This window comes from Nocardia callitridis (assembly GCF_039543305.1).
Lineage (GTDB): Bacteria > Actinomycetota > Actinomycetes > Mycobacteriales > Mycobacteriaceae > Nocardia > Nocardia callitridis.
Genome location: NZ_BAABJM010000002.1, coordinates 789927 through 814861 on the forward strand (window position 1 = coordinate 789927; position 24935 = coordinate 814861).

Sequence of the window (24935 nt, forward strand, 5' to 3'; positions counted from 1 at the left end):
CGGTAACGATCCTGCGTCCGCTGTTCACCGATCCGAGGGGTGAGCGGGCACGATACGCCCGCGCACTGCGCCGAAACCGATCCGCGCGCCGTTCGGGCCGACCGCGCTCGCGGTGATGGCGACCTCGTCACCGTCCTCGAGGAACGTGCTCGACCGGCCCGCGACCTGCACGGGTTCCTTACCGCCCCAGGTCAATTCGATGAACGCACCGCGCTCGTCCCGGCCCGCGCCGGAGACGGTCCCTGAGGCGAACAGGTCACCGGTGCTCGCCGCCGCACCGTTGACGGTGGTATGAGCCAGCATCTGCGCGGGCGACCAATACATCTGCGCGTACGGCGGACGGGAAACGACCTGGCCGTTCCATTCGACGGTGAGGTCGATATCCAGGCCCCATTTCTCGGTGCCGCGCAGGTAGAGCAGCGGTTGCGGGTCCTGCGCCGGGGTGTCGATCCGCGCGGCCGCCAGTGCGGCGAGTGGCACCACCCAGGGTGAGATCGAGGTGGCGAAACTCTTGCCGAGGAACGGACCGAGCGGCACGTACTCCCAGGCCTGGATGTCACGGGCGGACCAGTCGTTGACCACGACGACCCCGAAGACATGCTCGGCGAATTCGTCCGGGGTGATGCTGTCACCGATCGTCGAGGGCACGCCGACGAGGAAACCCATCTCGGCCTCGATGTCGAGGCGTTGCGAAGGGCCGAACGTCGGCGTGGCTTCGTCGGGTGCTTTGCGCTGTCCTCGGGGCCGCACGATGTCGGTGCCGGAGACGATCACGGTGCTCGAGCGCCCGTGGTAGCCGACGGGCAGGTGTTTCCAGTTCGGCATGAGCGGCGCCGAATCCGGGCGGAACAACCTGCCGAGGTTGGTCGCGTGGTGTTCGGAGGCGTAGAAGTCGACGTAATCGGCGATCTCCACCGGCAGGTGCATGGTCGCGTTCGCGAGATCCACCACGGCGTTCTCGGGTACCTCGCCGCGCACCAGTTCGCTGATCCGTGACCTGGTCGCCGCCCACACCTCGGGACCACGGGCCATGAACGCGTTGAGCGAAGGCTGTGCGAATACCTCGTCGTCGAGCAGGATCGTCAGGTCGACTACGTGATCGGCCACGCGGACCCCGACCCGTGGCGCGGTGCCCTCGGTGGAGAACACTCCGTAGGGCAGGTTGTCCAGCCCGAACAGGGAATCGACGGGGATATCGAGCACGGTCATGCGGGGGATCCTTCGGATGTCGTTGCGGGGCGCAGCGCCGCGGGGAGCAGGTTCAGGTCGACAAGGTCGGTGCGTGGGTCGTCGATGCTGCACGTGCCGAAGGAACGGAACGCCGCTCGCAGCGTTTCGGCGGCACTTTCGGTGAGGTCGGCGAGAGCGGCGGCGACCGATGACCCGGCACGGTCGGCGAGTGCGGCCTCGATCGCGGTGAGGTCGGCCTGTTCGGCCGCGAGCCGGGTCGCGAGCAGCAGATTGAGAAACCCGTGCTGTTCGAATCCGGTGTGTGGGTCGGTATTGCGGACGGCGTGATGCAGACCCGCGGTGGCTTTGAACGCAATCCCCTTGTCCACCACGGCTTTCACCGATTCGGCGAGTTCCAGAACACCGGGGTACGCGGCCTCGACGACACCGCCGGTGCGGAATTTCGCGGCATACGGAGAGTCGGCGAGCCGGTCGAGGAACGCCGTGCGTCGTTCGTCACGTGGCACTTCGACATAGGTGTCCAGCTCGGCACGGATCGGCAGTGCTGCCATCGATGCGAAGAACTCGTCCGCGGAATCCGATGCGGTGGGTGCGATTTCGAGTCCTACGACCTGCGCGCCGACAATCGTCTCGGCGCGCTCCAGCGCTTGCGCGACCGTGCTCGGGCCGCCGGGAGCGGTCAGGACCACCGCTACCCCACCGGGCGCGCTCGCCGCGAGTTCGTCGAGACGCGGGATCGGGAAGATGAGCGGGCCCACCAGGTCGGCGAAATCGCTTGCCCGGTATCGGGCGTGGGAGATCAATGCCTCGGGTAGCGGCGCGTTCCCCGGCGGGAAGAGTGCCGCGTCGTCGCAAAGCCCGCGCAACAGAGCAGGAATCGAGCTCATCGTGGCGCGCTCCTCGCCCACGACCACGCGTAGTCAGCATCCTCGCAGGCGAGCGCGCCTTCGCCGAGTTCGAGCGGCACGAAGGTGTCGACCATGACGGCGGTCTCCTCGACCTGCTCGATGCCGATCGAGCGTTCCATCCCACCCGGCTGCGGTCCGTGCGCGTGCCCGCCGGGGTGCACCGACACCGATCCGAGGTCGATCCCCGAACCCTTGCGTGCCGCGTAGTCCCCACCGCAGTAGAACATCACCTCGTCGGAGTCGACGTTCGAGTGGTAGTAGGGCACCGGAATGGCGAGCGGGTGGTAATCGACCTTGCGCGGCAGGAAATTGCACACGACGAACCCGTTGCCTTCGAAGGTCTGATGCACCGGCGGCGGCTGGTGCACACGACCGGTGATCGGTTCGTAGTCGGCGATGTTGAAGGTGTAGGGGTAGAGGCAGCCGTCCCAGCCGACGACGTCGAACGGATGCTGCGGATACACCATGCGTGTGCCGACGATGCCGTGCGAGGTGCGGTGCTTGACCAGCACCTCCACATCGGTGCCCTCGGCGAGCAATACCTCGTCGGGACCGTGCAGATCGCGCTCGCAGTACGGCGCGTTCTCCAGGAACTGACCGAATTTCGAGAGATAACGCTTGGGTGGGGCGATATGGCTGCCGGACTCGATCGAGTACGCGCGCAACGGTTGCTCGCCCTGCGGAACCCACCGATGTGTCGTGGAGGTGGGGATCAGGACGTAGTCGCCTTGCCGCGCCTCCAGTACACCGAACACCGTCTCCACCCGCGCGGCTCCGGACTCGACGTACACGACCTCATCGCCGATCGCATTGCGATACAGCGGCGACGTCGCACCCGCGACCACGTAGGAGATGCGCACATCGGCGTTGGCGAGCAGCAGGCGTCGCCCGGTGACAACGTCGGTGTCGGCCCAGGTCTGTTCGGGAAACAGCGTGTGCAGCTTCAGGTGCCGAGGTCGTAGCGGGTGGTTCGGCGTCGTGGACTGATCGGGGACCGCCCAGACCGTCGCGTCCGAGATCGCCGAGGGGATTCCCCGGTGATACAGCAGCGACGAGTCCGAGGAGAACCCCTCCTCCCCCATCAGCTCCTCGTAGTAGAGCTGACCGGCGTCGTCGCGATGTTGGGTGTGGCGCTTCGGCGGAACATCGCCGAGTCGGCGGTAGTACGCCATGGACTGCCTCCTCGCTGAGAGTGGTGAGCGGAGTTCGGTGTGGCGGTGTTCGACTCAATCCGCGCGCAGCGCAATGCCTTTGGTCTCACCGATGAAGAACACCGTGACCAGCGTGACCAGCGCGCAGAACACGAAGTATCCGGCAGGAGCCAACGAATTGCCGCTGATATCGATGAGATAGGTCGCGATGAACGGTGCGGTGCCGCCGAGCAGCATATTGGTGATGTTGTTGCCCAACGCCAGCCCGCTGTAGCGCACCGACGCCTTGAGCATTTCCACGTAGGTCACATACGACGCGCCGTTGACCACCGAGACGCAGATGAACAGCACCGACTGTCCGACGATCGCCTGCCACGCGCCGGACCCGGACATCAGCATGAACATCGGCACCCCGAGCACCGTGGCGGCGGCGCTGCCCGCGAACAGTACCGGCTTGCGCCCGTACTTGTCGGCGAGATACCCCGCGGCGGGCAAGGTGAGCACGCCGAGTACCAGCGCCAACGACGTGGACAGGAACGCCATGGTCGAGGAATGCCCGCCCGCGGTCTGCAAGTAGGACGCGGCATACACCGAGGCGATGTAGTAGCCGCCGGTGATCAACGCGCCGAGGAAGACGATCTTGGCGACGGCACCGCCGGAGGTGCTCAGCAGTTCCATCAGCGGCAGCTTCTTCGTCTCCCCCTTCTCCGCGAGTTCCTCGAATTGCGGGGTGTCCTCCATGTGATTGCGGATCCAGATCCCCACGACGCCGATCACCACGCTGAGCAGGAACGGGATCCGCCATGCCCAGGAAAGGATGGTGTCCTCGGAGAAGACCGAGGTCAACGCGAGCGCGATGAGCGAGGCCAGCAGCGACCCGAGATAGGTGCCGGAGTTGACCATCGACGTGTGTGTCGCGCGCCAACGCGCGGGTGCCGACTCCGAGACGAACGCGTTGGCGCCACCGAGCTCACCGCCTGCCGCGAAACCCTGTAGGCAGCGCGCGAGCACCAGGGCCGCCGTGGCCCAGACGCCGAGCGTCACATAGGTGGGCATCAGGCCCATGAGCACCGTGGCGATCACCATCAGCAGGATGGTCCACGACAGTGCGCTCTTGCGGCCGTACCGGTCACCGATGTGACCGAAGAAGATGCCGCCGGGCACCCGGAGGAAGAACGCCACCGCGAAGGCGGCGAAGGTACCCAAGAGCGCGGCGGTTTCGTTCTCCGAGACGAAGAACAGGGTGGCGATGACGGTCGCCATGTAGCCGTAGATACCGAAGTCGTAGTACTCGACGACGGTGCCGACCACCGCCGCGCGGACGACTTTCAGCGTCGACCGGTTGTCGGCCGGTGCGCTGTGCTGCTCGTCCGGTGGCATCAGCTCGTTTCCCAACATGTCAGTTTCCTCGTGCCTTCGTGGCGGCATGCGCTGCCGCGGCGTTGTTGCCCGCGAGGCGTCCCATCGTCAGCGCGTTGGCGATGGCGTTGCCGCCACCCACATAGCGCAATCCGAGGACGCCACCTCCCGCTTCACCCGCCGCGAAGAGGCCGGGGATCGGCGTACCGGTGGAATCGAGAACCGCTGCGCGCGCATCGATTTCGAGCCCCGTGTGGGTGCAGACGAGTTCGGCGGGCAGGATCTTGGCGGCGTAGAACGGTCCCGAGGCGATCGGATCCAGTCGCGTCGGGCTGCCCTTCGCCGCGAGCGAGACGTGGCGAAGGAAGTCGGGGTCCCGACCCGAGGGCAGGTGTTGGTTCCATCGTTCGATGCTCGCGCGCAGGGCGGCGTGCGGGACGTCGATCGCCTCGGCGAGTTCTTCCCAGCTGTCGGCGCGCACCGTGCGTCCGGCAGCGACCTCCTCGGCGACTCGTTCGGTTGCCCAGTCGGTGTATCCGGGGGCCAAGCCGAGGCGTGCCCGCTCGTCGAAGATCATCCAGCCGTAGCCGCCGTGCTGGTCGATGATGCCGGTGGAAACCGCGTAGGGCGCGTCCTCGTCCATGAAGCGTCGTCCCGCCTGGTCGACCAGGATGCGGGAGGCGGGCGGAAATCCGGACTGCCAGTGGTGCGCGCGCTGAAAGTACACCGTCGGCATGAGCAGTCCCCAGCCGTGCCCGGTGAGGGCCGCGTCCACGTCGGCGCCGAAGCGCAGGTGATCGCCACGACTGCCCGGTGCGGCGACGACGAACAGTGCCTCGCCCGCCGCTCGCGCGGCGGGGAAGTATCGCTCGACGAAGTCGGGGTCGTTGGCGAAGCCGCCGGTCGCGATGACCACCGCGCTGCCCCGCACCTCGATGTCGTCGGCGACGACACCCGCGACGTGGCCGTCTTCGACCAGGAGTCGTTGCACACGGGTGCCGAGCACGACTTCCACACCATGCGCGCGGCAGGACCGATCGAGCACCTGAACGAGCCCGTAACCCTGGTCTTTCGGCACATGCCCGCGCCACACGTCCTCGACACCGGCGCGGGTGAGGCCGGGTTGATGCGCGTTGCCCGACACGGCGGCGGGAATCCGCACACCGAGTTCGAGGAGCCATTCCAGCGTGGGTCCGGCATTCGTGCAGAAGGCGTGGATCAGACCGGGCCGCAGCATCCACTGGTTGAGGTCCATGTAGTGCTGGTAGAACTTCTCCGCCGAGTCCTCGATCCCGAGTGCGCGCTGCACGCTGGTTCCCGCCGCGGTGAACAGTCCCGCCGACAGTTGCGTGGACCCGCCGACCGCGCGCTCGGACTCGAACAGGATGACCGAGGCGCCGTCCTGCGCCGCGGCCAGCGCCGCGGCGAGGCCCGCGCCGCCACCACCGATCACGATGACATCGAATTGCTCGTCCATCACAGGTGTCCTTCGGTTTCCGCGACGATGCGGTGATACAGCCCGTTGGAAACCAGACCGCCGTCGACGGTTACCTCGCTGCCGGTCATGTAGCTGGACCGGTCCGACAACAGATGCAGCACGGCGTCGGTGATTTCCTCGACCGCGCCCATCCGCGCCATCGGGATCGAGCGCAGCGACGACTCGATGAAGCCGCCCGAGCCGTTGACCAGAGCGGTCCCCACCAGGCCTGGATGAACCGAGTTGACGCGAATTCCCCACTGCGCCAGGCCACCCGCGGCCGACTTCGACAGTCCGGTCAGCCCCCATTTACTCGCCGAATACGCGGGTGAGAAGTAGCCGATCTGCCCGGAGATCGAGGAGATGTTCACGATCGAGCCACCGCCGGAATCCCGCATCAGTGGCGCGGCGGCCTGCATACCGTGGAAGGGCCCGAACAGGTTGATCCGCAGGGTCAGCTCCCAGATGTCCTCGGGTGTGTCCATGAACTCGAGTCGTCGCGAGATACCCGCGTTGTTCACCAAACCACCGAGTTCGCCACGATCGGAACGGATTTCGTCGATGACTCGGTCCCATGCGGCACGATCGGCGACGTCGAGGACGTGTGCGCTCGCGGACCCGCCGTCGGCGACGATCTGTGCGGCGAGCGCGCCGGTGTCGGCGATGTCCGCGAGACAGACGTGACTACCGAGTGCGGCCAACGCGCGTGCGTGCGCCGCACCCATGCCCGTGGCGGCGCCGGTCACCAGGACGACGCCGGGGTAGTTCGGCTCAGACATGGCGCGACCCACCGTCGACGGCGATGCTGTGGCCGGTGACGTAGCGCGCACTGTCGGACAGCAGGAAAAGCAGCGGCCCGAATACCTCCTCGGGTGAACCGAGTCGGTGCAACGGCACCACGTCGAGCGCGTGCGCGAGCGCGGCCGGGTCTTCCTGAACCCAGCGGGTCATCTCGGTGTCGATATAGCCGGGCGCGATCGAATTCACCCGAATTCCCTTGTCGCCGAACTCGACCGCGAGCGATTCGGTGAGGTGGGCGACCGCGGCCTTGGACGTGCAGTAGGCCCCGCGCCCCTTCCTGACGCGCGTCGCCGAGACCGACGACATATTCACGATCGCGCCACCCGGGTTCATGTGCCGGGCCGCAGCCTGCGCGCCGTAGAGGACGCCTTCGACGTTCACCCGCAGCGTCGCCCCGATCTGATCGGGGGCGATGTCCTGTGCCAACGCGTACGGGAAGATCCCGGCGTTGTTGATCCAGAAGTCCAGGCGCCCGAATTCGCGCACCGCCCGCTCGGCGAGTTCCTCGTGGTCGGCGGCGATCGTGACATCGGCGCGCACGCCGATCACCTGTCCCGGCTTGTCCTCGGTCGACGCCTCGGCGAGTTCGGTATTGAGCCGGTCGGCGGTCTCGACGACGTGCTCGGCGTTGATATCCGCGGCGAGCACCGACACACCGCGGGTAGCGAGGCCCGCCGCGAAGACCGCGCCCATCCCCTGTGCCGCGCCGGTAACGACGGCGACCTTGCCTGCCATTTCGGGGTAGTGCGCGGCCGTGGGCGTCGGGTCGGTGCGGCCGGGGTTGGTCAGGCCGGTGGTGCTGCTCATCTGTGGGTCCTCCGAGAGAATGTGCTGCTGAGCGAAAATGGTTGTGGGCCTATGGCCTACGGCTGTGGTGCGTCGTCTCGTGCGACGCGGCGGCGAGCGATCAGCCAGGCCCCGTCGATGTGTGCCAGCTGGTCGTCGAGGGTGGTCATCCTGACCAGGCGAGACGGGCCACCGAGTGGTGTCGCCAAGATTTGCAGGTAGGCGGACACCTCGAGTGATGTCGAATCGCTTTGCCGCACAGCGATATTGGTCACCACATGGCGATGCACCTCATTCGCCGCGCGTGCTGCGGTGTAAAAGCCGCGTGCGAAGTCGATCAGGGCAGCACGTCCGGCGACCGGGTCGGGGTAACTCGGGGAATGAAACTCCCCGTCGACAGTGAAGGTGGCCGCCCACTCGACAGCGTGACCGTTGTCGATGCACTGACTCTGCGCGCCGTACAGCTGGTGGACGGCGGCGACTGTCACCGGATCCGGCAGCGGCGCAATGGTATTCATCGAAGCTCTCCTCGGCGTCGTTGCCTTCCGCTCGACTTGCCCCTCATCGGCAAGCGTGCGATAATCGCACTCACCGTGCGATATGAATGAAGAGTAAGTGTCCCCGCTCACAGAAGTCAAGAAGGTAGCTATGAACTCCAGCGCGGAATCGGCCCTCGAGCGCGCGATCGCCGTCGAGCTCGATTCAGGAATGTCGAAGACGCTGCACCACGGACTGGAAATCCTGCAGGCGCTGTCACATCATCCGCACGGGTTGACCATCACCGATCTCGCCGAGGTGGTCGGCGTGCACCGAACGGTCGCGCACCGGCTCATCCGCACGCTGGAAGCGCACCGACTATGCCGACGCGACGAGAACAAGCGCATCACCCTCGGGACCGGTCTGGTCACCCTCGCCGAGCCGGTGGAACAGGACCTGCGCACGGTGGCACGTCCGGTGATGGAGGAGCTGGCCGAGCGCACGCACGCCACCGCCCACCTGGTGATCCGCGAGAGTGACACCGAGGTGCGCGCGCTCATGGTCGTCGAGCCGCGCAGCGCACGGGTGCACGTCGCCTTCCGGCCGGGGCAGGTACACCCGATCGACCGCGGGTCGGCCGGACTCGCCATGCTCGCCGCACTCCCACCCACCCCCGACGAACATCCGGAGGTCCAGGCCGCACGCGGGCGCGGCTACGCACTCACCCGCGGCGAGGTGATCGCTACCGTTTACGGCATCTCCGCCCTCGTCCCTCGCCGCCGTGGCGCCGCGATGACCACCCTCGGCATCTCCCCCTTCGAAGTCGACAACGAGCCCGAACTCGGTTCCGCCGTCATCGAATTCGCACAGCGTTTGGGTGCGCTGCTGCACTGACGCCGAGCAGGTCGCGCCGGTCACCGGTCTGGGTAAGTCGTGTTCCCGCGCTGGTGTCGGTAGCGGTGGTGGCCACAACAGCGCGCGACCGCGCAGCGGCCGGAGCCACTGCGCGGTCGGACAGTGGTCTATTCGCTGGGAGCCTGTGTCGGCGCCTCGGTGCCGATGTTCTCCGGGCGCAGCGAGCGGTGGCCAGCGACCTGGTCGGCGAGCTTCGCCAGACGGTTGGCCTGATCCTCGGACAGCTCGACCGTGCGCGCACCAGCGTTCTCGCACACGTAGTCGGGGTGGCGGGTGCCGGGGATCGGCACGACGTCCGTACCGCGCGCGAGTACCCAGGCCAAAGCCACCTGGGCGGGACGCGCATTCAGTTCGGTGGCGACCGCGGCGACCTCGTCGGCGAGTGCGCGATTGCGCGCGAAGTTCTCCTGCGCGAAACGCGGATGTGCCGCGAGTTGCTGCTTCACGTCGGCGCGTGAACGGACCGTGCCGGTGAGCCAGGCTCGACCGAGCGGCGAATACGGCACCAGTGCGATGCCGAGTTCGCGCGCCACCGGGACGGTCGAAGTCTCGATATCGCGGCTGAACAGCGACCACTCACTCTGGATCGCGGCGATCGGGTGCACGGCGTTCGCCCTGCGGATGGTGTTCGGACCGGCCTCCGACAGACCGATGTGCCGCACTTTTCCCGCCTCGACAAGCTCTTTCAGTGCGCCGACGGTCTCTTCGATCGCAACCGTCGGGTCCACCCGGTGCAGGTAGTAGAGGTCGACGTGATCGACATCGAGGCGGCGCAGCGAGGCCTCGATCGCGGAGCGCACGTATTCGGGCCGACCATTGATCTGTGGGTCCGGGTTGGTCGCTCGGTCCAGCGGGTTCCCGAACTTGGTCGCGATGGTCGCGTTGTTTCTGCGGCCTTTCAGCGCCCGGCCGAGCAGAATCTCACTGTGTTCGGGACCGTAGACATCGGCGGTATCGAAGAACGAGACCCCCGCATCCAGCGCGGCGTCGACGACGGCGCGGGCGGCGGTCTCGTCCTCGGCCGACGCGCCGGTACGGAAGCTCATGAATCCCACACCGATCGGCGACACCCACGGTCCGTCGGTACCCAGTCGGCGCTTGGCGATTTCGGTCATCTGTTGTCTCCTCGAGTTGCGTGGATCACGGGATCAGCCGTCGTGTTGGCTGAAGTTGTCGCGCAGAGTGGTGCCCGTGTATTCACGGCGATGGACGCCGCGCTCCTGCGGCAGCGGCGCGATATGCTCGGCGAACCGCGGCAGCGACTCGACGAAGACCGTGCGCTCATGCGCCGTAGAACGGTTCCCCGGAGACCGACTCTGATTCCCGTCCGTCGACACCCCTCGGCACATCACCCTCGAGCGTCACGCGGTAGAGGACCCGATCGTGACCGAGGTGCCCGGCGTCCGCGATCGCCAGGTGCGAGGTGGCACGGTTGTCCCAGAATGCGACGCTGCCCGGCTTCCACTGGAAGCGGACCGTGTACTCGGTCTTGCTCACCTCGGCCCACAGCAGCTTCAGCAGTCGCTCACTCTGGTCCGGGCTGAACCCGCGAATCTCGCGCGCACCACGGGTGAATCCCGGGCTGACGAACAGGGCTCGTTCACCGGTCCGGGGGTGCACCCGCACGGCGGGGTGATAGGAAACCAGGTTAGCCTCCTTGACTTTTCGGTCACGCTGGCTGCCTTCGGTCGCCCGCGCCTGGAACTGGTGCTTGATGTCGAGGGTGTCGACGAAGTCACGCAATTGCTCGGGCAGATTCTCGTACGCGGCAACGAGGTTGGTCCACGCCGTGTCGCCACCGTAGGGCGGCAGGATGTCGGCACGCAGGATCGAGGCGGCGGGCGGATTCACCAGCGCCGTGACGTCGGTGTGCCAACTGTGGTCATAGGAGGTGCGTTTGCGGCCGATATTCTTCTCGTAGCGACGGCTGTCGATCGGCAGGATCTCCGGGAATCCCTCCGGCGGGTTCTCCTCGTGCGGGTGTGCCGGGGTGACCTTGCCGAACTTGCGGGCGAACGCGACCTGTTCCGCGTGCCCGATCTGCTGGTCGCGGAAGAACACGACCTTGTATTCGTCGAGCGCCCGCTGGATCTCGGCGACGGTCGCGTCGTCGAGGTCTGCGCGCAGGTCGACACCGGCGATCTGCGCACCGATATAACCGGCGACCGGAACGACGTCCAGTCCCAATGCGGAGTCGGGTAGAGCGGTCATGATTCGTCTCCTTCTGACGATGCCCGGCGCGGCCGGATGGTCACGCGCGATCTCCTCCGCTGCACGTGGTCAGCGGAAAGCTCTCCGGTCCAATACTTTCGGGGTCCGCGGAATCGACTCGACCAGTCGCGCGGTGTACTCGTCGGCCGGATTCGAGAACACCTCCTCGGTGTCGCCGTAGCCCTGCACCTCGCCGCGCCGCAGCACCGTCACGGTGTCGGCGAGCTGGCGCACCACGCTCAGGTCGTGCGAGATGAACAGGTAGCTGACCCCCAACTTCACCTGGAGGTCGACCAGCACCGTCAAGATCTGCGCCTGCACGGTGACATCAAGTGCCGAGGTCGGCTCGTCGAGCACGAGCACCTTGGGGCTCAGGCTCAGTGCGCGCGCGATCGCCACGCGCTGACGTTGACCGCCGGAGAGTTGCCGAATGCCGCGCGGCAGGAACGAGTCGTCCAGGCCGACGAGATCGAGCACCTCGCGGACGCGTTCGCGGCGTTGCGACCGCGCGCCCACCCGGTAGCGCACGAGCGGCTCGGCGACGAGCTGGCCAACGGAGTAGGTGGGATCGAGCGAGTGGAAAGGGTTCTGGTACACCAGTTGCAGATGGCGGCGCGCGGCGCGCAGCTGCCGCCGGTCCAGATGCGAGATGTCCTGTCCGGCAACGATTACCTGCCCGGAGTCCGCCTCCAACAACCGCAGCACGATCCTGGCGAGGGTGGACTTGCCCGACCCCGACTCCCCCACCAACGCGTGGGTCCGGCCGGCCGGAATATCGAAGGTCACGCCCCGCAACGCCGCCGTCCGATGCTGACCCACTCGAAACGTCTTGTGCACGTCGACAATCGACAACGCTGCCGCCTCCTCCGGCACGGCGCGCGCGGCCTTGGCTTCCGCGAAGCGATCGGGGTCGATGCTCGGAATGTCGCCGACCAACGTGCGCGCGTAGGCGGACTTCGGCTCTCGAAGTACCTGCGCCGAACTACCGGATTCCTCGACGCGGCCGGAATTGAGGACCACGACCCGCTGCGCGCGTTCGGCGGCCAGCGAGAGGTCGTGGGTGATCAGCAGCACCGACAACCCCCGCTCGGTCTTCAGTCGGTCGATCAGGTCGAGAATGGTCTTCTGGATCGTGACATCCAGGGCCGAGGTCGGCTCGTCGGCGACGATCACCGCGGGACGTTGCGCGATCGCGATGCCGATCAGCACGCGCTGCAATTGGCCGCCGGAGAGCTGATGCGGATACGAGTGCAAGGCGCGCGCGGGGTTGGCGATCCCCACCGAGTCCAGCAGTTCGATGGCCTGATCGTGGAAACGCGCGGACCGCGCGTACTCGGGCAGACCGGAGGTGCGGAAGGTCTCGAAGATCTGGCGGTCGATGCGGCGAACCGGGTTGAGCGACGACGTCGGATCCTGTGGCACGAAGCCGATGTGGCGACCACGGATGCGCCGAAAGTAGCGCTCGCGCAACCGGAGTACGTCGCGACCACGAAACTCGGCGGTGCCGTCGACGGCGACCCGCTGGTCGAGCAGTTTGAGGATCGCGTTCACCACCGTCGACTTGCCCGACCCGGATTCGCCGACGATCGCCACGGTGTCGCCCTCGTGCAGGTCGAACGACACCCCCGAAACCGTTGGCGCCGCGAGGTTTCCGCCGTAGGCGACGGTGAGGTCGCGCACCGAGAGCAGCGAGGTGGACGTGGGCGCACGATCGGTGTCGGGCCTCAGGTCGGTTGTCGTTGTCATGTCACCTGTCCCTGCGAATGGACTTGCTGAGTTGACCGAGTGCCAGCACCGAAGCGACCATGACGAGGCCGGGTGCGTAGACGAACCACGGGTAGCGATAGAAGAAGTCCTTGCCCTCGGCGACGAGCAGACCCCAATCCGGGCTGGGCGGTGGATTGCCGTAGCCGAGGAACGCCAGCGCGGAAACGTTGATGATGGCGAGACCGAACTGCAAGACCGCCAACGCCAACACCGAGCGATACACGTTCGGCAGCACATGCCGCAACAACACGATCACCTTGCCGCCGCCGATGAGCCGCGAGGACTCGATGAACGCGCGGTTGCTCACCCAGAGCGTCTCGGATCTGATCAATCGCGCGAACACCGCCACCGACGAAATACCCACCGCGATAGCAGCGTTCACACTCGCGAAGCCCAGCGAGACCACCACGATGACCGCGAGCAGAAATCCGGGAATCGCCAGCAGCGTGTCGATCACCCGACCGAGGATCGCGTCGACCACTCGGCCGAAGAATCCCGCGAACAACCCGACGACACTGCCCGCGATCAAGCCGATACCCACCGCCAACAGCGCGGTCAGCACGGCCGATCGGGTGCCGAAGATGACTCGCGCCAAGATGTCGCGACCGAATTGATCGGTGCCGAACAGGTGCGCCAGGGACGGTGACTGAAAGTTGTCGGCGGTCACACCGTCGAAGGGGTCCTGGTCGGTGAACAGGCCGGGAGCGATCGTCCACGCCGCGATCACCACGACCACCAGCACGGCGAGCACCGTGTAGGCATTGCGCAGGCCCGCCGCGCGCGGTCTCGTGGTCGGCGTCGGGTAGGCCGCCGCCACATCGTCGGTCCGATCCTCGACGCCAGGGGGGATCACGGTCGTCATCGGGCGGCCTCCGTCGCACGCAGTCTCGGATCGAGCACGGGGTAGATCAGGTCGACCGCCAGGTTGACGGCGAGAAACAGGGCCGCGGCCAGCACCACCGCGGCCTGCAAGACCGGAACGTCCTGTTCGCTCACGGCTTTCTGAACAACAGTGCCGACACCGGTGCGACCGAAAACGGCTTCGGTGATGATCGATCCGCCGAGCAAGTCGCCGACGATGACCGCGGTGATCGTCAGGGTCGGCAGCGCGGCATTGGGTACCAGGTGGCGCGCGAGCAACTCGAATCGCCCGATCCCCTTGGCGATCGCCACGGTCGCGTACTGCTCCGAACGCGCGGCATCGATGGCGCTCAGGAATATCTGCGCGATCGGCGCCGAAGCCGGAATCGCCAGTGTGACAGCGGGATAGATCAGCGCATCCGCACTCCGGAAGTCGCTCAGCGTGAACAGTCCGAGCTGAAAGGAGAACACATTGATGACCACCAGGCCGATGAGAAAGTTGGGGACAGAGGCAAACAGCGAGGGGAACGCGCGCAGCAGGCCGCCACCGAACTTGTTCGGCAGGTAGAAGGCGCCGACCGCGATCACGAAGGCGAACAGGACCGCGATGGCGAACGCGGTGCCAGCCAGTTGCAGCGTGGCGGGAACACCCGACCACAGCAGCCGCGACACCGGCAGATTCGACGCGTACGACAAGCCGAGGTCCCCGTGCGCCAATCGTCCCAGCGCACTGAGTAACTGGGTCGATGCGGGCTGATCCAACTTGAAGTAGACCAGCATCTCCCCGATCTCCTCCTTGGAGTACCCGTACTCGGGGTTACTCAGCCGACTGGCGACCGGATCGCCCGGCAACAGGGTCACGATGACGAAAACGACGATGTAGACCAGCACGAGCGTCACCACGGCCTGGGCGATCCGAGATAGCACGTATCTCGTGGAGTGCGACACTGTCCGATTCCCTACTTTCTTCGAGATCGACCCGAATACGCCTGGGTCCACAGCGGTTTCGCTAGGCATCGAGCCACGCATCGTAGAAGCTGATCAAGCCCAACCCGTCGACACCGAGGTCGCGCAGACGAGTAGCCGCACCCCACGTCTGCCGGAATTCGTGCACGGGAATGTAGAAGGCGTTGTCGATGACATACTCCTGCACCACTTTCGACGCCTCGATCCGGTCGTGCTCGGACTTCGCCTGGACCAGGTCTTCCAGCAGCCCGTCGAGTTCTTCGCCGGGGGCCATGAACTGGTTGGCCTGCGAGCTGTGCCACCACCGCCACATCTCGGTCTGGCTGCCCGCCAGCCAATGGTTTTCGTACAGCGGCACATCCGGCTGTGCGGTGACGGTGTTGTAGTTGGAGAAGTCGGTGGCCTTGATCTCCAGTCGCACCCCGATCCGCTTCCACTGCTGGGCGATCAGTTGCAGATCCGCCTCGGAGGTCGTGATGAACACCGACGGGTAGATCAGGAAGCTCAGGCGCTCACCGTCTTTGGTGCGGTAGCCGGCGCCGTCGCGACTGGTCCACCCGGCCTCGTCCAACAGGCTGTTGGCCAGATCCGGGTTGTAGGCGAACCTTTCGCGAAGGTCGAGGGTTCCCGGCACGATCTCGTTGAACGTCGACTTCGCTTCGGCCCACGCGCCACTGGGATAATTGGTGGTCAGGATGTCGCTTCGGTCGATTCCGTGGGTGAGCGCCTTGCGGACGCGAATGTCATCGAGATGCGGTGCGGTCAGGCGTAGTTGCAGGCCCCAGACACTGCCGAAGAAGGTGGGTGCGATGAGGTCGAACCCTTCGGCGACGAACGGTTCCTCCACCGGTTGCACATAGTGCACGAGATCGACCTGCCCCGATTCCAGTGAGCCCGCGCGCAACGACGGCTCGATGACCTGTTGCACCGTCACCCGTTCCAGACGTGCCGGACCGTCGTGCTTGGCGTCGGCACGTGGCCACGCGTAGTCCGCCCGGCGGCGCAGTACCACTTCCTTGCTCGGCAGCCAGGATTCGACCACGAACGGGCCGGTGCCGTAGATCTTGTCGAGGTCGGACTGTTGGTCGAGGCTGGCGTTGATCGTCGCGGGCGCCAGGATGCCGACCGCCGACCACGCGCCGAGCTTCTGGATGAAATCGCCGAACGGCGCGTCGAGTCGGACCCGAACCTCGTACTCGTCGACCGCTTCGGCCGCGCCGTAGCAGGTCGGAAAGTACGACGCGCGCGGAATGCCCCGCCCCTTGTCGCCCTTGCCGAGCAAGTTCAGATTCGCGGCCACCGACGCGGCGTCGAGCCGTTCACCATTGGAAAATGTCACGCCTCGGCGAATCGTCAATCCGAAGACGGTGCGGTCCTCGTTCTCGGTGAAACCGGTCGCCAAGTGCGGCACGAAATTTCCCTCGGCGTCGTAATAGAACAGGCGCTCGACGATCTGATTCCACACCTGCGCCACATGCCACGATCCGGTGTTCTGCTGCTGGTAACCGTCGACCAACTTCTCGTTCAGATAGATGATCTCGCCGCCCGGCACGGGCGTCGCGCTTCGTGCCGCCGTGTCACCGGAAACCCTTGCGGCCGTGGAACTGCCACATGCCGCAAGGGCTCCGACACCGACGAGCGCGGCGCCGACACTCAAGAAGCGGCGTCGTGCCGGTTCGTGTGACATGGGAAACCTCTCGGCCTGCTGCGCTGGGGAAAATGTGATCGGTGAATTACTCGACACATTGCCCGGCCGGAGAGCTGGAACCGATATTTTTCTGCTACACGATAGATAAACCAGAACTACACGGTTACGGCACTTCTCGACGCCGCGAGCGACGGCCAGGGCGAATCGTCGGCCACGCTTGGGCGGACCGGCCTACCGGAGATGGGCGTCAACCCACACGCACACTGTCGGTCTCGGCTGGTCGTAGTTCAGGTTCGCGTCCTGCGGTGTGAAATCCGGTGTCGTGCCGTCGAATGCGCCTGCCATCGACGGGTAGTCGGGACCGAACACCGTGGCGACGAGGGTGTGCATATCCACTGCGTGGTAGAGCCCCTGTCGAACCCGCGCGTCGGCGAGCGAGGGTTCCGACATCAACTCGGCGACTCGCGTCAAGCACCGAAACGGTGCTCGATTCCCCAGCCGATTCGACCCCCGACCGCAGCGTCCCGCACGACTGCTGGTCCGCAGTCGGCGCGATGGCAGGGCTGCGCTGACCATTGTGATCGGCGCCGGGAGCGGCACAGCACGCACGCACGCACGCACCGCCGCGCGCGGCGATTTCCGACCGACCAGGAAAAACTGTTACGCAACCGCCCCCGGCCGACGATAAATCTTGTACACCGGCGCCACCTGGAACCACTCGTGATCGAGGCGCCTTCCCGTACGGGTCGCTCCTCGCACCCGTGCAAGCGATCCGCGGCCGATCACCAACACGGCCGCCTCAAATACATCTGATCCGAGTCCCCAGGGAAACCCATGAATCTCACACGGATACTCCCCGTCATCTTCACCGCCGGCGCGATCACCGCCGCCACCGTCGCGTCCGCGGGCGCCGAAGCCGCCGCCCCCTCCAGCAGCCTCTATGAAGGCCAGCAGGTCGTCGGCACGAATGTCCTGGCGGGGACCTATTACACCGCAGGTCCCACCGAAGACGACTACGGCTCCTGCTCCATCACATGGCTGCCCTACAAGGGCGCCAAGTCCTCGGAGGCCACCGCTTCGGATTTCTATTCGGGCCCGTCCTACGTCCGCCTGTCCGCCGGTGACGTCATCACAGTCCGAGGGTGCGATTGGACACTCGAATAGCGCGACCGGGCGACGTCGCCGACCAGCGCCACGCAGGTGCGAGCACTGATATTTGCCACCACAAGCGCGTCAGAGGTTTGCCTTATGCCACAGCGACGATGGATGTGGATTGCCGCGTTCTTGACCGCACTGACGATGTGCGCGGTCACCGCGTGCGTCAGCGGGCGACCGGAGCGCGTTCCCCACAGCCCGGATACGTCTCCCCCGGTGAGCGCGCCCGTGCTGGTCGCGAAGATAGACAACAGTCCGCAGGGACGGCCACCGGTAGGGCTCGCACCCGCCGATTTGGTCTACGTCGAGCCGGTCGAGGGCGGTTTGAGCCGCTTGGCCGCCGTGTTCTCGACCCACAAACCCCCGGTGATCGGACCCGTTCGCAGCGCGCGGGAAACGGATCTGACGCTGTTGGACCAGTTCGGCAACCCGACGTTGGCATCCTCCGGTGCCGCACCCGAGCTGACTCCCGCCGTCGACGGCGCCCCGCTCCACAACGCTTCGGCCGAGCGCCGCCCTGCGGCGTACTACCGCGACCACGGTCGCGACGCGCCGCACAACATGTTGGTCCGCCCCGATGAGTTGCCCGTGGGTGGCACATGGCCACCGGCTTCGCAACCGCACTTCGGTCCCGCCCCTGCCGGTGGCCAGCCCACACAACACGAGCAAGCGCGGTATCAGGACGCGGTGATCGGTTTCGATTGGTCACCCAGCCGCCACGGGTGGCTGGTTTCCATGGATGGTGCCCCCTACACCGAAGCAGATACCGGACAGCTCATGGCAAGTACGGTCGTGCTACAGCGTGTGCAGGTAGCGGACTCGGCCGTCAGCGACGTGGCTGGCAGCGTCTCACCACTCGTCCAGACGACTGGTAGCGGTCGAGCACTCGTACTTCGCGACGGTCACGCGTTCCCAGCCGAGTGGTCCCGGCCCTCCCCGGTGGCAGGCACAACCTATACAGCGCCCACCGGTACAGCCATCCCCTTCGCACCCGGGCAGGTCTGGACCGTGTTGGTTCCAGCGCAGCTCTGGTAGCCGAGGCCGCGCGTTCACGGGCCGCCGCACAGCTAGGTGACATCAGACCAGCGGCGGTTCGGATCGTCCGCACACAAGCCACCCGCTGAATCGCCTCGAACGGCTCGCCTTCCACCGCCACCGATGCGCGACCGTCCTGCCCCTTCGGCAGGTCCCTGCGTGTCAGGGTGAGTTGAGACCGCTGGTTCACAGCAAATCGGCCTGACGCGGGGCGAGATCGGATCTATCTACCGATGACCACGGCAACGGCGGTGCGCGAGACTGGGCGCAATGGCTTCAACACCTCGGGGCGATGGCCCCCGGCGTCGGCGCGCGTTCACCGCAGCCGAGAAATTGGCGCACGTGACCGCCTACGAGCAAGCAGTCGAGGCGGGTCAGGGCGGGGCGTATCTGCGGCGCGAGGGCCTGTACTCGTCGCTGATGAGTGAGTGGCGCAAGTTGCGCAATGCGGGTGTGCTCGAGACGAACAAGCCTGCTGCGAAGAAGGTCGGCAAGCTGACTGCTGAGCAGGCCGAATTGCCCGGTTGAAGCGGGAATTGGAGAAGACCAACAAGCGACTGACCACGACCGAGGCAGCGCTGGACATTATGGGAAAAGCACACGCTCTCTTGGAATCTCTTTCCGAGAGAGCGGATTCCGACGACAAGCACAACAAGCGTTGATGCAAGCCTATACCGGTCTGTGCGCCGTCGGGGTGGCCACTCGTCGAGCGGCGACCTTGACCGGGTTATCGCGGGCAACACAACATCGGCTGAGTAAACCTACTGCCGGGCCATCGGTTCGGCACGACAGACCGGTGCCGGCGAACAAGCTCACCGACACTGAGCGGGAGCGAGTGCTGGCGGTGCTCAACTGCGAGGAGTTCGTCGATTGCGCCCCGCTACATCGTCGGCTGCCACGTGCATTCGCGCGAATCGGGGATGTTGGCGACGGAATTGATGACCCGGATCTTCGGCACCTACGGCATCCCGCACGTTGTCCACGCCGATCGTGGCACCGCCATGACGTCCAAATCGGTCACCGCGTTGCTGGCCGATCTGGAGGTCACTCGCTCACATTCGAGGCCGCGGGTGTCCAACGACAACCCGTATTCCGAGGCCTGGTTCAAGACTCTGAAATACGCTCCCGAGTTCCCCACCCGTTTCGGATCACTCTGGCATGCAAGGGATTTCATGGACCACTTCGTGCACTGGTACAACCATGAGCATCACCACACCGGAATCGGGCTCCACACCCCCGCCGAGGTGTTCTACGGCTTAGCCACCGCCCGCGACGCCGAACGCCGCCAAGTACTGGCCGACGCCCGCGCCCGCCACCCCCACCGCTTCGGTGTCACCACCACTGCCCCGAAGATCATCGACCTACCCGAAACAGCGTGGATCAACCAACCCGAACAGGAGACCAACAACCGTCCCGAGCGGCATAAAACACCCACCGGTCTCATTCACCTTGAAAAATTCCGCGGAGGCGGTCTCATGCCGCGGGTGGTGGGTGGTGTTGCTGGAGCCATTGATTATGTTGTTGTCGCTGTTGCTCGCGGTGGTGGTGAATCCGGGTCAAGGCAGCCGCCAGTAACTCCGAAGCACGGTGACGGTGATTGATTCTCGGGGTTCGGGTGGGATCGATGTGGACAGGTGGAATCCACCCGGTACGTCCCGGGTATTCGGAATGTTTGTCCATGATAATGGTTTTCCACCCACCAGGACCGTCATGAATCAACGCGTGGCAGGCATCGCACGCCAAAGTCTCGTTGCTGATATCCGTCGGTCCACCCTTCGCGGCATCGCGAACATGGTGCACAGCACACAAACTCGCCGGTGCATCACACCCCGGCCGTGAGCAACCCCGCACAGCAGCGATCAAAGCCATGCGTTGTTCGCGAGTCGCGAGGCGTTTCGTGGCCCCGAAATGAAGCGGCACACCGGCGTGGTCGAACACCACCAGGAACGGTTGCGATTTCTGTGCCAACTCCAGTGCTTCACACATGGGGACGGTGCCACCGGTCGCCGTCGTCGCGACACCCGCGGCTTTCTCCACCTCGGTCACGTCCATGGTGAGGATCGTCGACACCGGAACGCCTCTGTGGGTTCCCCAACCACCTGTGTTGTCGGGGTGCAGGATCGCCAGCAGAGCGTCGTGGGTACGTTGCGCCGCGCTGCGTCGATCACGGTCGGCCGCAGCCACCAACACGTCACGATCAACCGGCGCAGTATCGATGTGGAGGCTGGGGCTGTTGGGGTCTTCCGGGTTACACATGCCCGGTCGTGCGTATTTCGCGACCAGCGGATCGAGAAGCGCTCGCAATGTCGGGGTGATCTCGCCACTGATAGGTGACATCCCATCTGCACGCTGAGCACCGATGATGATGCCGCGCATGCGTTGGCGATCAACCTCATCGGTGAGTGTGCCATCCGGGTCCAAGTGCGCCAGAATCTTCTCCCCGACCTGCTGAATGTCATCCGGCGACCCATGACGAGCGAAGTCGGCGAGAATCTCCTCGGCCGCCTGTACATCCGTGCTCGGAGTCAGCGCCGGAACACGGTTCATCACCTTGACGATGCGACGCGCATGGTCGGTAGAGATCTCCCCTTGCCGCAACGCCTGCGCGGTGTGCGGCAACTCGGGTTCGCGCACGCTCCCGTCGAAGTTATGCCAGGACCCGAGGCTCATGGCCGCGTGGACCCGCGCACCAGCCTCGGCATGCGACAACCGCAACACCTGCATCACAAACTTCTTCAACGCGCGAACCCCCGCCCGTACAGGCATCCCCCGATCCGATACCTCGACCAACGTCGCAACACTCACAGACGCAAGCATCCGTGTCACGGTTTCGATCTCACGCAACTGATCCAACACCTGCTCATCCGACAGCCCGGTGCAATCACGATCAGATAACTCGGTGACAGCATCCAACAACCCAAGACCAGCTCGGTGTGGCGCACTGAATTGTTCCCCCATGCCTATATATTACCCTCGGCTATGCCAGAAGACCGGGGGAATACGCTGTGAATTCGCAGTTTTCAGAAGCGTATTCCATTTCACTAGGCCCCATCCCGGGTTGACCCACACGCACTAATCGATTGTGCCCGAGAGTAATGGCGACACGTTCTGTGGATCCTGGTGAGCTCATGCGGCTTCTGTGTGACCGCACCGATGAAGATGTCGTCAATCCGAGCGAGTCGACCCAGCGAACTGGTGAGGACCGTGGATCGAACGACGCATCCGACCCGCCTGCAATTCGGTTCACCTCGACCAACCGGCCTCCACGCGTCGGCGACCGACAGGGGCGTATCGAACCGAACCTCAGGACATCCATAACCAACAGTTATTACCCTGAGAAGAACGAGCTGTTGGACTTATGGGTCGCAGGCCGACGAGAGTGGACTTGTCAGGACAAAATCCACCGAAAGGAGAGGTAGCGGATATGACTACCCACGAAAAGGCTTTGCGCCCTGAGGATCTGACCCGACTGTTCGTCGAGCGGTCCAATGCGGGCGATGCCGAGGGCGTCGCGTTGCTGTATGCGGAGGACGCTGTGATGGCCTACCCACCGGGCAGCCTGACCGTCGGCCGGACGGCGATTCAGGAACTCTGGACGAAGGTGCTGGCGAACCGGCCGCATTTCGAACCCGAGCAGCCGCTGCCGACGTTGGTCAACGACGACATCGCGCTCACCTCGACACCCCCCAAGGATGGCACCGGCGCCCGTGCGCAGGTAGTGCGGCGACAGGCCGACGGTAGCTGGCTGCGGATACTCGATCAGCCCGAGTTCACCAAGCCTGCCTGAGCCCGCCGCCGCTCAAACGTCGTGCGCGACGGATCGGTTCGACTCACCTCGAGCAGGAGCACTGACCGCCAGCACGGTCACTACTACCGTGTCCGGGGTGGATCTGAAACTGAGTGGTAAGCGGGCGATCGTGACCGGCGCGAGCAAAGGGATCGGGTTCGCGATCGCGCGCGGGCTCGCGGCCGAAGGGGTCGACGTGGTGCTCGCCGCACGGTCGGCCGAGCCGCTCGAGGCCGCGGCGCGACAGTTGGCCGAACAGACCGGTCGGCGAATCATCGCGGTGCCCACCGACACCGGCGACGACGAGCAGGTTCGCGCGCTCGTCGAACGTACGGTCGCCGGTCTGGGCGGGGTCGACATCCTGGTCAACTCCGCCGCGACACCGTGGAGCGCGGGCGCGGTTTCCGGACTGGCCGACACGACCGATGACGTCGTGCGTCACGAGGTCGAGATCAAGGTGCTGGGTTATCTGCGCACCGCACGCGCGGTCGCCCCGCACTTCGTGGAACAGGGCTGGGGTCGGATCATCAACATCAGCGGACTCGGTGCGCGCCAGGCGAATTCGATCGCACAGACGATCCGCAATGTCGGTGTTTCCGCGTTGACGAAAAACCTCGCCGACGAACTCGGCCCGAAGGGCGTGAACGTCACTGTCGTGCACCCCGGACTCACCAGAACCGAACGCCTCACCCAACGATTGACCGACAAAGCAGCCGAATCCGGCGCCACGATCGAAGCACTCGAAGCCGAGATCACGAAGAATTCGGTGAACCGAATCATCGACGCCGAGGAGGTCGCCGACGTGGTGACCTTCCTCGCCTCGCCCCGCAGCATCGCACTCACCGGCGATGCCATAGCAGCGGGCGGTGGCGTTCCGGGGCCGGTCTACTACTGACTTCTGTAGAACCTGCCGAGCAAGCGCACGAAGGCAGTCGGAGACGAGGCGACCCTGTTGGCGACCGAAACGCTTCGCGCATGGGGTATTCCTGGTTGACGGGAAAGGCCTGTCCGGGCGATACACCTTGATCGTTTCCGCCGTGGCCTCGAGATCCACGTACACATCGAAACCCTTGGTGAGCAGATCGCTGTACTCGTGCCACCATGCGGGCGCATTCGCCTGTTGCGCAAGTCCGTTGAGGCCCTCGAGCATGGATTCCGCGGCGTACAGGTCGCAGAGATTCGCGATATCCGCGAGGTCGATCTTTCCGCCGTCGCCGGTCTCCAGTCGCTGAGCGTGCCCACCCCGCGTCCGATGCGCTTCGCCGCATCGGCCAAGGTGAGATTCGACTGCTGGCGTAGTTCGCGCAGGTATCGGCCCAGTCGTCGCCTCGGAATATTCCCCCGCGCTTTCGCCATCACCTACACCCTCGATGTCGTTGTCCACGAGGCGATCCTGCACACCGTGATCGGCGGCCGACGAGTCATGTCAGCGCAATTACGCCACCTCGCCGACCTCAGTACGAGGCCGAATATCACGCTGCGCGTCTTGCCGTTCGGCGCGGGAATACCTGGCGGAAATCCCACCGGCCCCTTCGCCGTTCTCGATCCCCGCCAGGAGAACAAGAACGGCAAACGAGAGCCGCGAGTGGTGTACGCACCCGGTTACACCGGCGACATGTATCTGGAGAAAGAACACCTCGTGCGCCGATACGAACGGGCCTACGAAGCGATCCGCCAAGCCTCCGACGATGCCGTCAACAGCAGAAACCGAATCCGCTACGCCGCGAGCGCATACGAAAGTCAGCGCTGAGCTTCGCTCAAACGCCTGGCCGCGCACGCCCTGCGAGTTCGCGCTGCGCGGTGATCGCGGTACCCAACCAGCGCCGCAGGTAGGCACGCAACTCGTTCTCGCCGCGTGGTGGATCGCCGGGGGAGACGAAGAACGACTGCATCGTTCGTAGGGTGTATTCGACCAGTTCGCGCAGGGCTGACTCGTCGTAGCCGTGGCGTTCCCATTCCACGTCGAAGCGTCGAATCATGCGCATGCCGAAGGCTTTCGACTGTTCGGAGGTCAGACTGTCGGGGTCGGCGTTGGAGTAGGAGCTCGACAGCAGAATTCCGAGGTGGGGAGTGCGGCGCACGTCGGTGAGGGTGAAGACCACGGCCTCGATCATCGCCTCGGCCGGGTCGTCTAGACCGGCGACCTGCGCGGTCAACCGGTCGAGGAATCCGTCGACCGAGGCGATCGCCGCCGCTGTCATCAACGCCTCGGCACTCGGGAAGTAGCGATACACCGTCTGCCGGATGACCCCGAGGGCTTCGGCGACATCGGCGATGCTGATCGCGGCGTCGGTCTTGCCGATCAATTCGACCGCCGTGGCGATGATGCGCTCGCGCGCTTGCTCATCACCTTCCGGCGGATTCCCGCCCCACCCGCGTCTGCGCGCCACCGGCCGGACGATACCACCGCCCCGCATCGGACTCCGCGCGATCGATCCCG

Annotated in this window: 25 protein-coding genes and 1 pseudogene; 8 read left to right on the forward strand and 18 right to left on the reverse strand. The window is 65.4% G+C overall.

Annotated elements, in window-relative coordinates:
• Positions 1–24: 24 nt before the first annotated feature.
• The 8 genes from fahA to ABEA50_RS12470 are packed head-to-tail and all read right to left on the reverse strand — an operon-like array spanning position 25 to position 8191.
• A complete protein-coding gene (gene fahA, locus ABEA50_RS12435; RefSeq protein WP_345495453.1) occupies positions 25–1209 on the reverse strand; it encodes a fumarylacetoacetase in 1185 nt (394 codons plus the stop codon).
• Positions 1206–2078 carry a hypothetical protein gene (locus tag ABEA50_RS12440; protein ID WP_345495454.1) on the reverse strand — a complete coding sequence of 291 codons (873 nt, stop codon included), beginning with the start codon at positions 2076–2078 and terminating at the stop codon, positions 1206–1208. The genes fahA and ABEA50_RS12440 overlap by 4 nt, the downstream gene beginning before the upstream one ends.
• Complete coding sequence (locus ABEA50_RS12445; protein WP_345495455.1) at positions 2075–3271, reverse strand: homogentisate 1,2-dioxygenase; 1197 nt, start codon at positions 3269–3271, stop codon at positions 2075–2077. The genes ABEA50_RS12440 and ABEA50_RS12445 overlap by 4 nt, the downstream gene beginning before the upstream one ends.
• Positions 3272–3325: 54 nt before the next feature.
• Positions 3326–4648, reverse strand: a complete 1323-nt coding sequence (locus ABEA50_RS12450; protein ID WP_345495457.1) for an MFS transporter — start codon at positions 4646–4648, stop codon at positions 3326–3328.
• A gap of 1 nt (position 4649) precedes the next feature.
• A complete protein-coding gene (locus tag ABEA50_RS12455) occupies positions 4650–6086 on the reverse strand; it encodes an FAD-dependent oxidoreductase (RefSeq protein WP_425577593.1) in 1437 nt (478 codons plus the stop codon).
• Complete coding sequence (locus tag ABEA50_RS12460; RefSeq protein ID WP_345495459.1) at positions 6086–6865, reverse strand: SDR family NAD(P)-dependent oxidoreductase; 780 nt, start codon at positions 6863–6865, stop codon at positions 6086–6088. Before ABEA50_RS12460 ends, ABEA50_RS12455 begins: the two co-directional genes overlap by 1 nt.
• Positions 6858–7694, reverse strand: a complete 837-nt coding sequence (locus ABEA50_RS12465) for an SDR family NAD(P)-dependent oxidoreductase (protein ID WP_345495460.1) — start codon at positions 7692–7694, stop codon at positions 6858–6860. The genes ABEA50_RS12460 and ABEA50_RS12465 overlap by 8 nt, the downstream gene beginning before the upstream one ends.
• Before the next feature lie 56 nt (positions 7695–7750).
• Entirely contained in the window at positions 7751–8191 is a 441-nt protein-coding gene (locus tag ABEA50_RS12470; protein ID WP_345495461.1) for a nuclear transport factor 2 family protein, read from the reverse strand.
• Positions 8192–8321: 130 nt separating this feature from the next.
• On the opposite strand from ABEA50_RS12470, the gene ABEA50_RS12475 reads away from it, so the two are divergent.
• On the forward strand, positions 8322–9044 hold the full coding sequence (locus tag ABEA50_RS12475) for an IclR family transcriptional regulator (RefSeq protein ID WP_345495462.1): 723 nt from the start codon (positions 8322–8324) through the stop codon (positions 9042–9044).
• Positions 9045–9172: 128 nt separating this feature from the next.
• Here ABEA50_RS12475 and ABEA50_RS12480 read toward each other — a convergent pair whose 3' ends face one another.
• From ABEA50_RS12480 to ABEA50_RS12510, 7 genes are all read right to left on the reverse strand, one after another.
• Entirely contained in the window at positions 9173–10180 is a 1008-nt protein-coding gene (locus ABEA50_RS12480) for an aldo/keto reductase (protein ID WP_345495463.1), read from the reverse strand.
• A gap of 166 nt (positions 10181–10346) precedes the next feature.
• Complete coding sequence (locus ABEA50_RS12485) at positions 10347–11276, reverse strand: TauD/TfdA dioxygenase family protein (protein ID WP_345495464.1); 930 nt, start codon at positions 11274–11276, stop codon at positions 10347–10349.
• A 69-nt stretch (positions 11277–11345) separates the two neighbouring features.
• Positions 11346–13022, reverse strand: coding sequence for an ABC transporter ATP-binding protein (locus ABEA50_RS12490; protein ID WP_345495465.1), 1677 nt, complete (start codon positions 13020–13022; stop codon positions 11346–11348).
• Position 13023: 1 nt separating this feature from the next.
• Positions 13024–13905 (reverse strand): ABC transporter permease, encoded by an 882-nt coding sequence (locus ABEA50_RS12495; protein WP_345495466.1) that lies wholly within the window; start codon positions 13903–13905, stop codon positions 13024–13026.
• The gene (locus ABEA50_RS12500) at positions 13902–14852 is read right to left on the reverse strand and encodes an ABC transporter permease (RefSeq protein WP_345495467.1); all 951 of its coding nucleotides are present in this window, start codon (positions 14850–14852) and stop codon (positions 13902–13904) included. The genes ABEA50_RS12495 and ABEA50_RS12500 overlap by 4 nt, the downstream gene beginning before the upstream one ends.
• Before the next feature lie 61 nt (positions 14853–14913).
• Positions 14914–16557: an ABC transporter substrate-binding protein gene (locus ABEA50_RS12505; protein WP_345495468.1), complete on the reverse strand. Its 1644-nt coding sequence runs from the start codon at positions 16555–16557 to the stop codon at positions 14914–14916.
• A gap of 192 nt (positions 16558–16749) precedes the next feature.
• Positions 16750–16989 (reverse strand): hypothetical protein, encoded by a 240-nt coding sequence (locus ABEA50_RS12510; protein ID WP_345495469.1) that lies wholly within the window; start codon positions 16987–16989, stop codon positions 16750–16752.
• A 363-nt stretch (positions 16990–17352) separates the two neighbouring features.
• Here ABEA50_RS12510 and ABEA50_RS12515 point away from each other — a divergent pair, with 363 nt between their 5' ends.
• From ABEA50_RS12515 to ABEA50_RS30935, 4 genes and pseudogenes are all read left to right on the forward strand, one after another.
• Positions 17353–17682 (forward strand): hypothetical protein, encoded by a 330-nt coding sequence (locus tag ABEA50_RS12515; RefSeq protein WP_345495470.1) that lies wholly within the window; start codon positions 17353–17355, stop codon positions 17680–17682.
• 84 nt (positions 17683–17766) lie between these two features.
• Positions 17767–18708: a DUF3048 domain-containing protein gene (locus ABEA50_RS12520; protein ID WP_345495471.1), complete on the forward strand. Its 942-nt coding sequence runs from the start codon at positions 17767–17769 to the stop codon at positions 18706–18708.
• Positions 18709–18978: 270 nt separating this feature from the next.
• Positions 18979–19236, forward strand: a complete 258-nt coding sequence (locus ABEA50_RS30930) for a hypothetical protein (protein ID WP_425577594.1) — start codon at positions 18979–18981, stop codon at positions 19234–19236.
• A 341-nt stretch (positions 19237–19577) separates the two neighbouring features.
• Positions 19578–20102: pseudogene (locus ABEA50_RS30935) on the forward strand (transposase); the annotation flags it as partial.
• 79 nt (positions 20103–20181) lie between these two features.
• Here the strand turns inward: ABEA50_RS30935 and ABEA50_RS12530 are convergent.
• Positions 20182–21666 (reverse strand): HNH endonuclease signature motif containing protein, encoded by a 1485-nt coding sequence (locus ABEA50_RS12530; RefSeq protein WP_345495472.1) that lies wholly within the window; start codon positions 21664–21666, stop codon positions 20182–20184.
• Between the two features lie 466 nt (positions 21667–22132).
• On the opposite strand from ABEA50_RS12530, the gene ABEA50_RS12535 reads away from it, so the two are divergent.
• Both ABEA50_RS12535 and ABEA50_RS12540 read left to right on the forward strand, forming a co-directional pair.
• Positions 22133–22495, forward strand: a complete 363-nt coding sequence (locus ABEA50_RS12535; RefSeq protein WP_345495473.1) for a YybH family protein — start codon at positions 22133–22135, stop codon at positions 22493–22495.
• A gap of 97 nt (positions 22496–22592) precedes the next feature.
• Entirely contained in the window at positions 22593–23390 is a 798-nt protein-coding gene (locus tag ABEA50_RS12540) for an SDR family NAD(P)-dependent oxidoreductase (RefSeq protein WP_345495474.1), read from the forward strand.
• On the opposite strand, the gene ABEA50_RS30940 is transcribed toward ABEA50_RS12540, so the two are convergent.
• Positions 23384–23851, reverse strand: coding sequence for a helix-turn-helix domain-containing protein (locus tag ABEA50_RS30940; RefSeq protein ID WP_425577595.1), 468 nt, complete (start codon positions 23849–23851; stop codon positions 23384–23386). The genes ABEA50_RS12540 and ABEA50_RS30940 overlap by 7 nt on opposite strands.
• Between ABEA50_RS30940 and ABEA50_RS12545 the strand changes: the two genes are divergently transcribed.
• Complete coding sequence (locus tag ABEA50_RS12545) at positions 23748–24245, forward strand: DUF5753 domain-containing protein (RefSeq protein ID WP_425577596.1); 498 nt, start codon at positions 23748–23750, stop codon at positions 24243–24245. The genes ABEA50_RS30940 and ABEA50_RS12545 overlap by 104 nt on opposite strands.
• Positions 24246–24252: 7 nt before the next feature.
• Here ABEA50_RS12545 and ABEA50_RS12550 read toward each other — a convergent pair whose 3' ends face one another.
• Positions 24253–24885 carry a TetR/AcrR family transcriptional regulator gene (locus ABEA50_RS12550; RefSeq protein WP_345495476.1) on the reverse strand — a complete coding sequence of 211 codons (633 nt, stop codon included), beginning with the start codon at positions 24883–24885 and terminating at the stop codon, positions 24253–24255.
• Between the last annotated feature and the right edge of the window lie 50 nt (positions 24886–24935).

Excerpts from the sequence above, each read along its gene's own strand:
- ABEA50_RS12450 (WP_345495457.1), bottom strand. The coding sequence starts at position 4,648 with ATGTTGGGAAACGAGCTGATGCCACCGGACGAGCAGCACAGCGCACCG.
- ABEA50_RS12505 (WP_345495468.1), bottom strand. The coding sequence starts at position 16,557 with ATGTCACACGAACCGGCACGACGCCGCTTCTTGAGTGTCGGCGCCGCG.
- ABEA50_RS12520 (WP_345495471.1), top strand. The coding sequence starts at position 17,767 with ATGCCACAGCGACGATGGATGTGGATTGCCGCGTTCTTGACCGCACTG.
- ABEA50_RS12475 (WP_345495462.1), top strand. The coding sequence starts at position 8,322 with ATGAACTCCAGCGCGGAATCGGCCCTCGAGCGCGCGATCGCCGTCGAG.
- ABEA50_RS12515 (WP_345495470.1), top strand. The coding sequence starts at position 17,353 with ATGAATCTCACACGGATACTCCCCGTCATCTTCACCGCCGGCGCGATC.
- ABEA50_RS30940 (WP_425577595.1), bottom strand. The coding sequence starts at position 23,851 with ATGGCGAAAGCGCGGGGGAATATTCCGAGGCGACGACTGGGCCGATAC.
- ABEA50_RS12440 (WP_345495454.1), bottom strand. The coding sequence starts at position 2,078 with ATGAGCTCGATTCCTGCTCTGTTGCGCGGGCTTTGCGACGACGCGGCA.
- ABEA50_RS12485 (WP_345495464.1), bottom strand. The coding sequence starts at position 11,276 with ATGACCGCTCTACCCGACTCCGCATTGGGACTGGACGTCGTTCCGGTC.
- ABEA50_RS12455 (WP_425577593.1), bottom strand. The coding sequence starts at position 6,086 with ATGGACGAGCAATTCGATGTCATCGTGATCGGTGGTGGCGGCGCGGGC.
- ABEA50_RS12490 (WP_345495465.1), bottom strand. The coding sequence starts at position 13,022 with ATGACAACGACAACCGACCTGAGGCCCGACACCGATCGTGCGCCCACG.
- ABEA50_RS12460 (WP_345495459.1), bottom strand. The coding sequence starts at position 6,865 with ATGTCTGAGCCGAACTACCCCGGCGTCGTCCTGGTGACCGGCGCCGCC.
- ABEA50_RS12530 (WP_345495472.1), bottom strand. The coding sequence starts at position 21,666 with ATGGGGGAACAATTCAGTGCGCCACACCGAGCTGGTCTTGGGTTGTTG.
- ABEA50_RS12445 (WP_345495455.1), bottom strand. The coding sequence starts at position 3,271 with ATGGCGTACTACCGCCGACTCGGCGATGTTCCGCCGAAGCGCCACACC.
- ABEA50_RS12545 (WP_425577596.1), top strand. The coding sequence starts at position 23,748 with ATGCGCTTCGCCGCATCGGCCAAGGTGAGATTCGACTGCTGGCGTAGT.
- ABEA50_RS12495 (WP_345495466.1), bottom strand. The coding sequence starts at position 13,905 with ATGACGACCGTGATCCCCCCTGGCGTCGAGGATCGGACCGACGATGTG.
- fahA (WP_345495453.1), bottom strand. The coding sequence starts at position 1,209 with ATGACCGTGCTCGATATCCCCGTCGATTCCCTGTTCGGGCTGGACAAC.
- ABEA50_RS12480 (WP_345495463.1), bottom strand. The coding sequence starts at position 10,180 with ATGACCGAAATCGCCAAGCGCCGACTGGGTACCGACGGACCGTGGGTG.
- ABEA50_RS30930 (WP_425577594.1), top strand. The coding sequence starts at position 18,979 with ATGGCTTCAACACCTCGGGGCGATGGCCCCCGGCGTCGGCGCGCGTTC.
- ABEA50_RS12535 (WP_345495473.1), top strand. The coding sequence starts at position 22,133 with ATGACTACCCACGAAAAGGCTTTGCGCCCTGAGGATCTGACCCGACTG.
- ABEA50_RS12470 (WP_345495461.1), bottom strand. The coding sequence starts at position 8,191 with ATGAATACCATTGCGCCGCTGCCGGATCCGGTGACAGTCGCCGCCGTC.
- ABEA50_RS12465 (WP_345495460.1), bottom strand. The coding sequence starts at position 7,694 with ATGAGCAGCACCACCGGCCTGACCAACCCCGGCCGCACCGACCCGACG.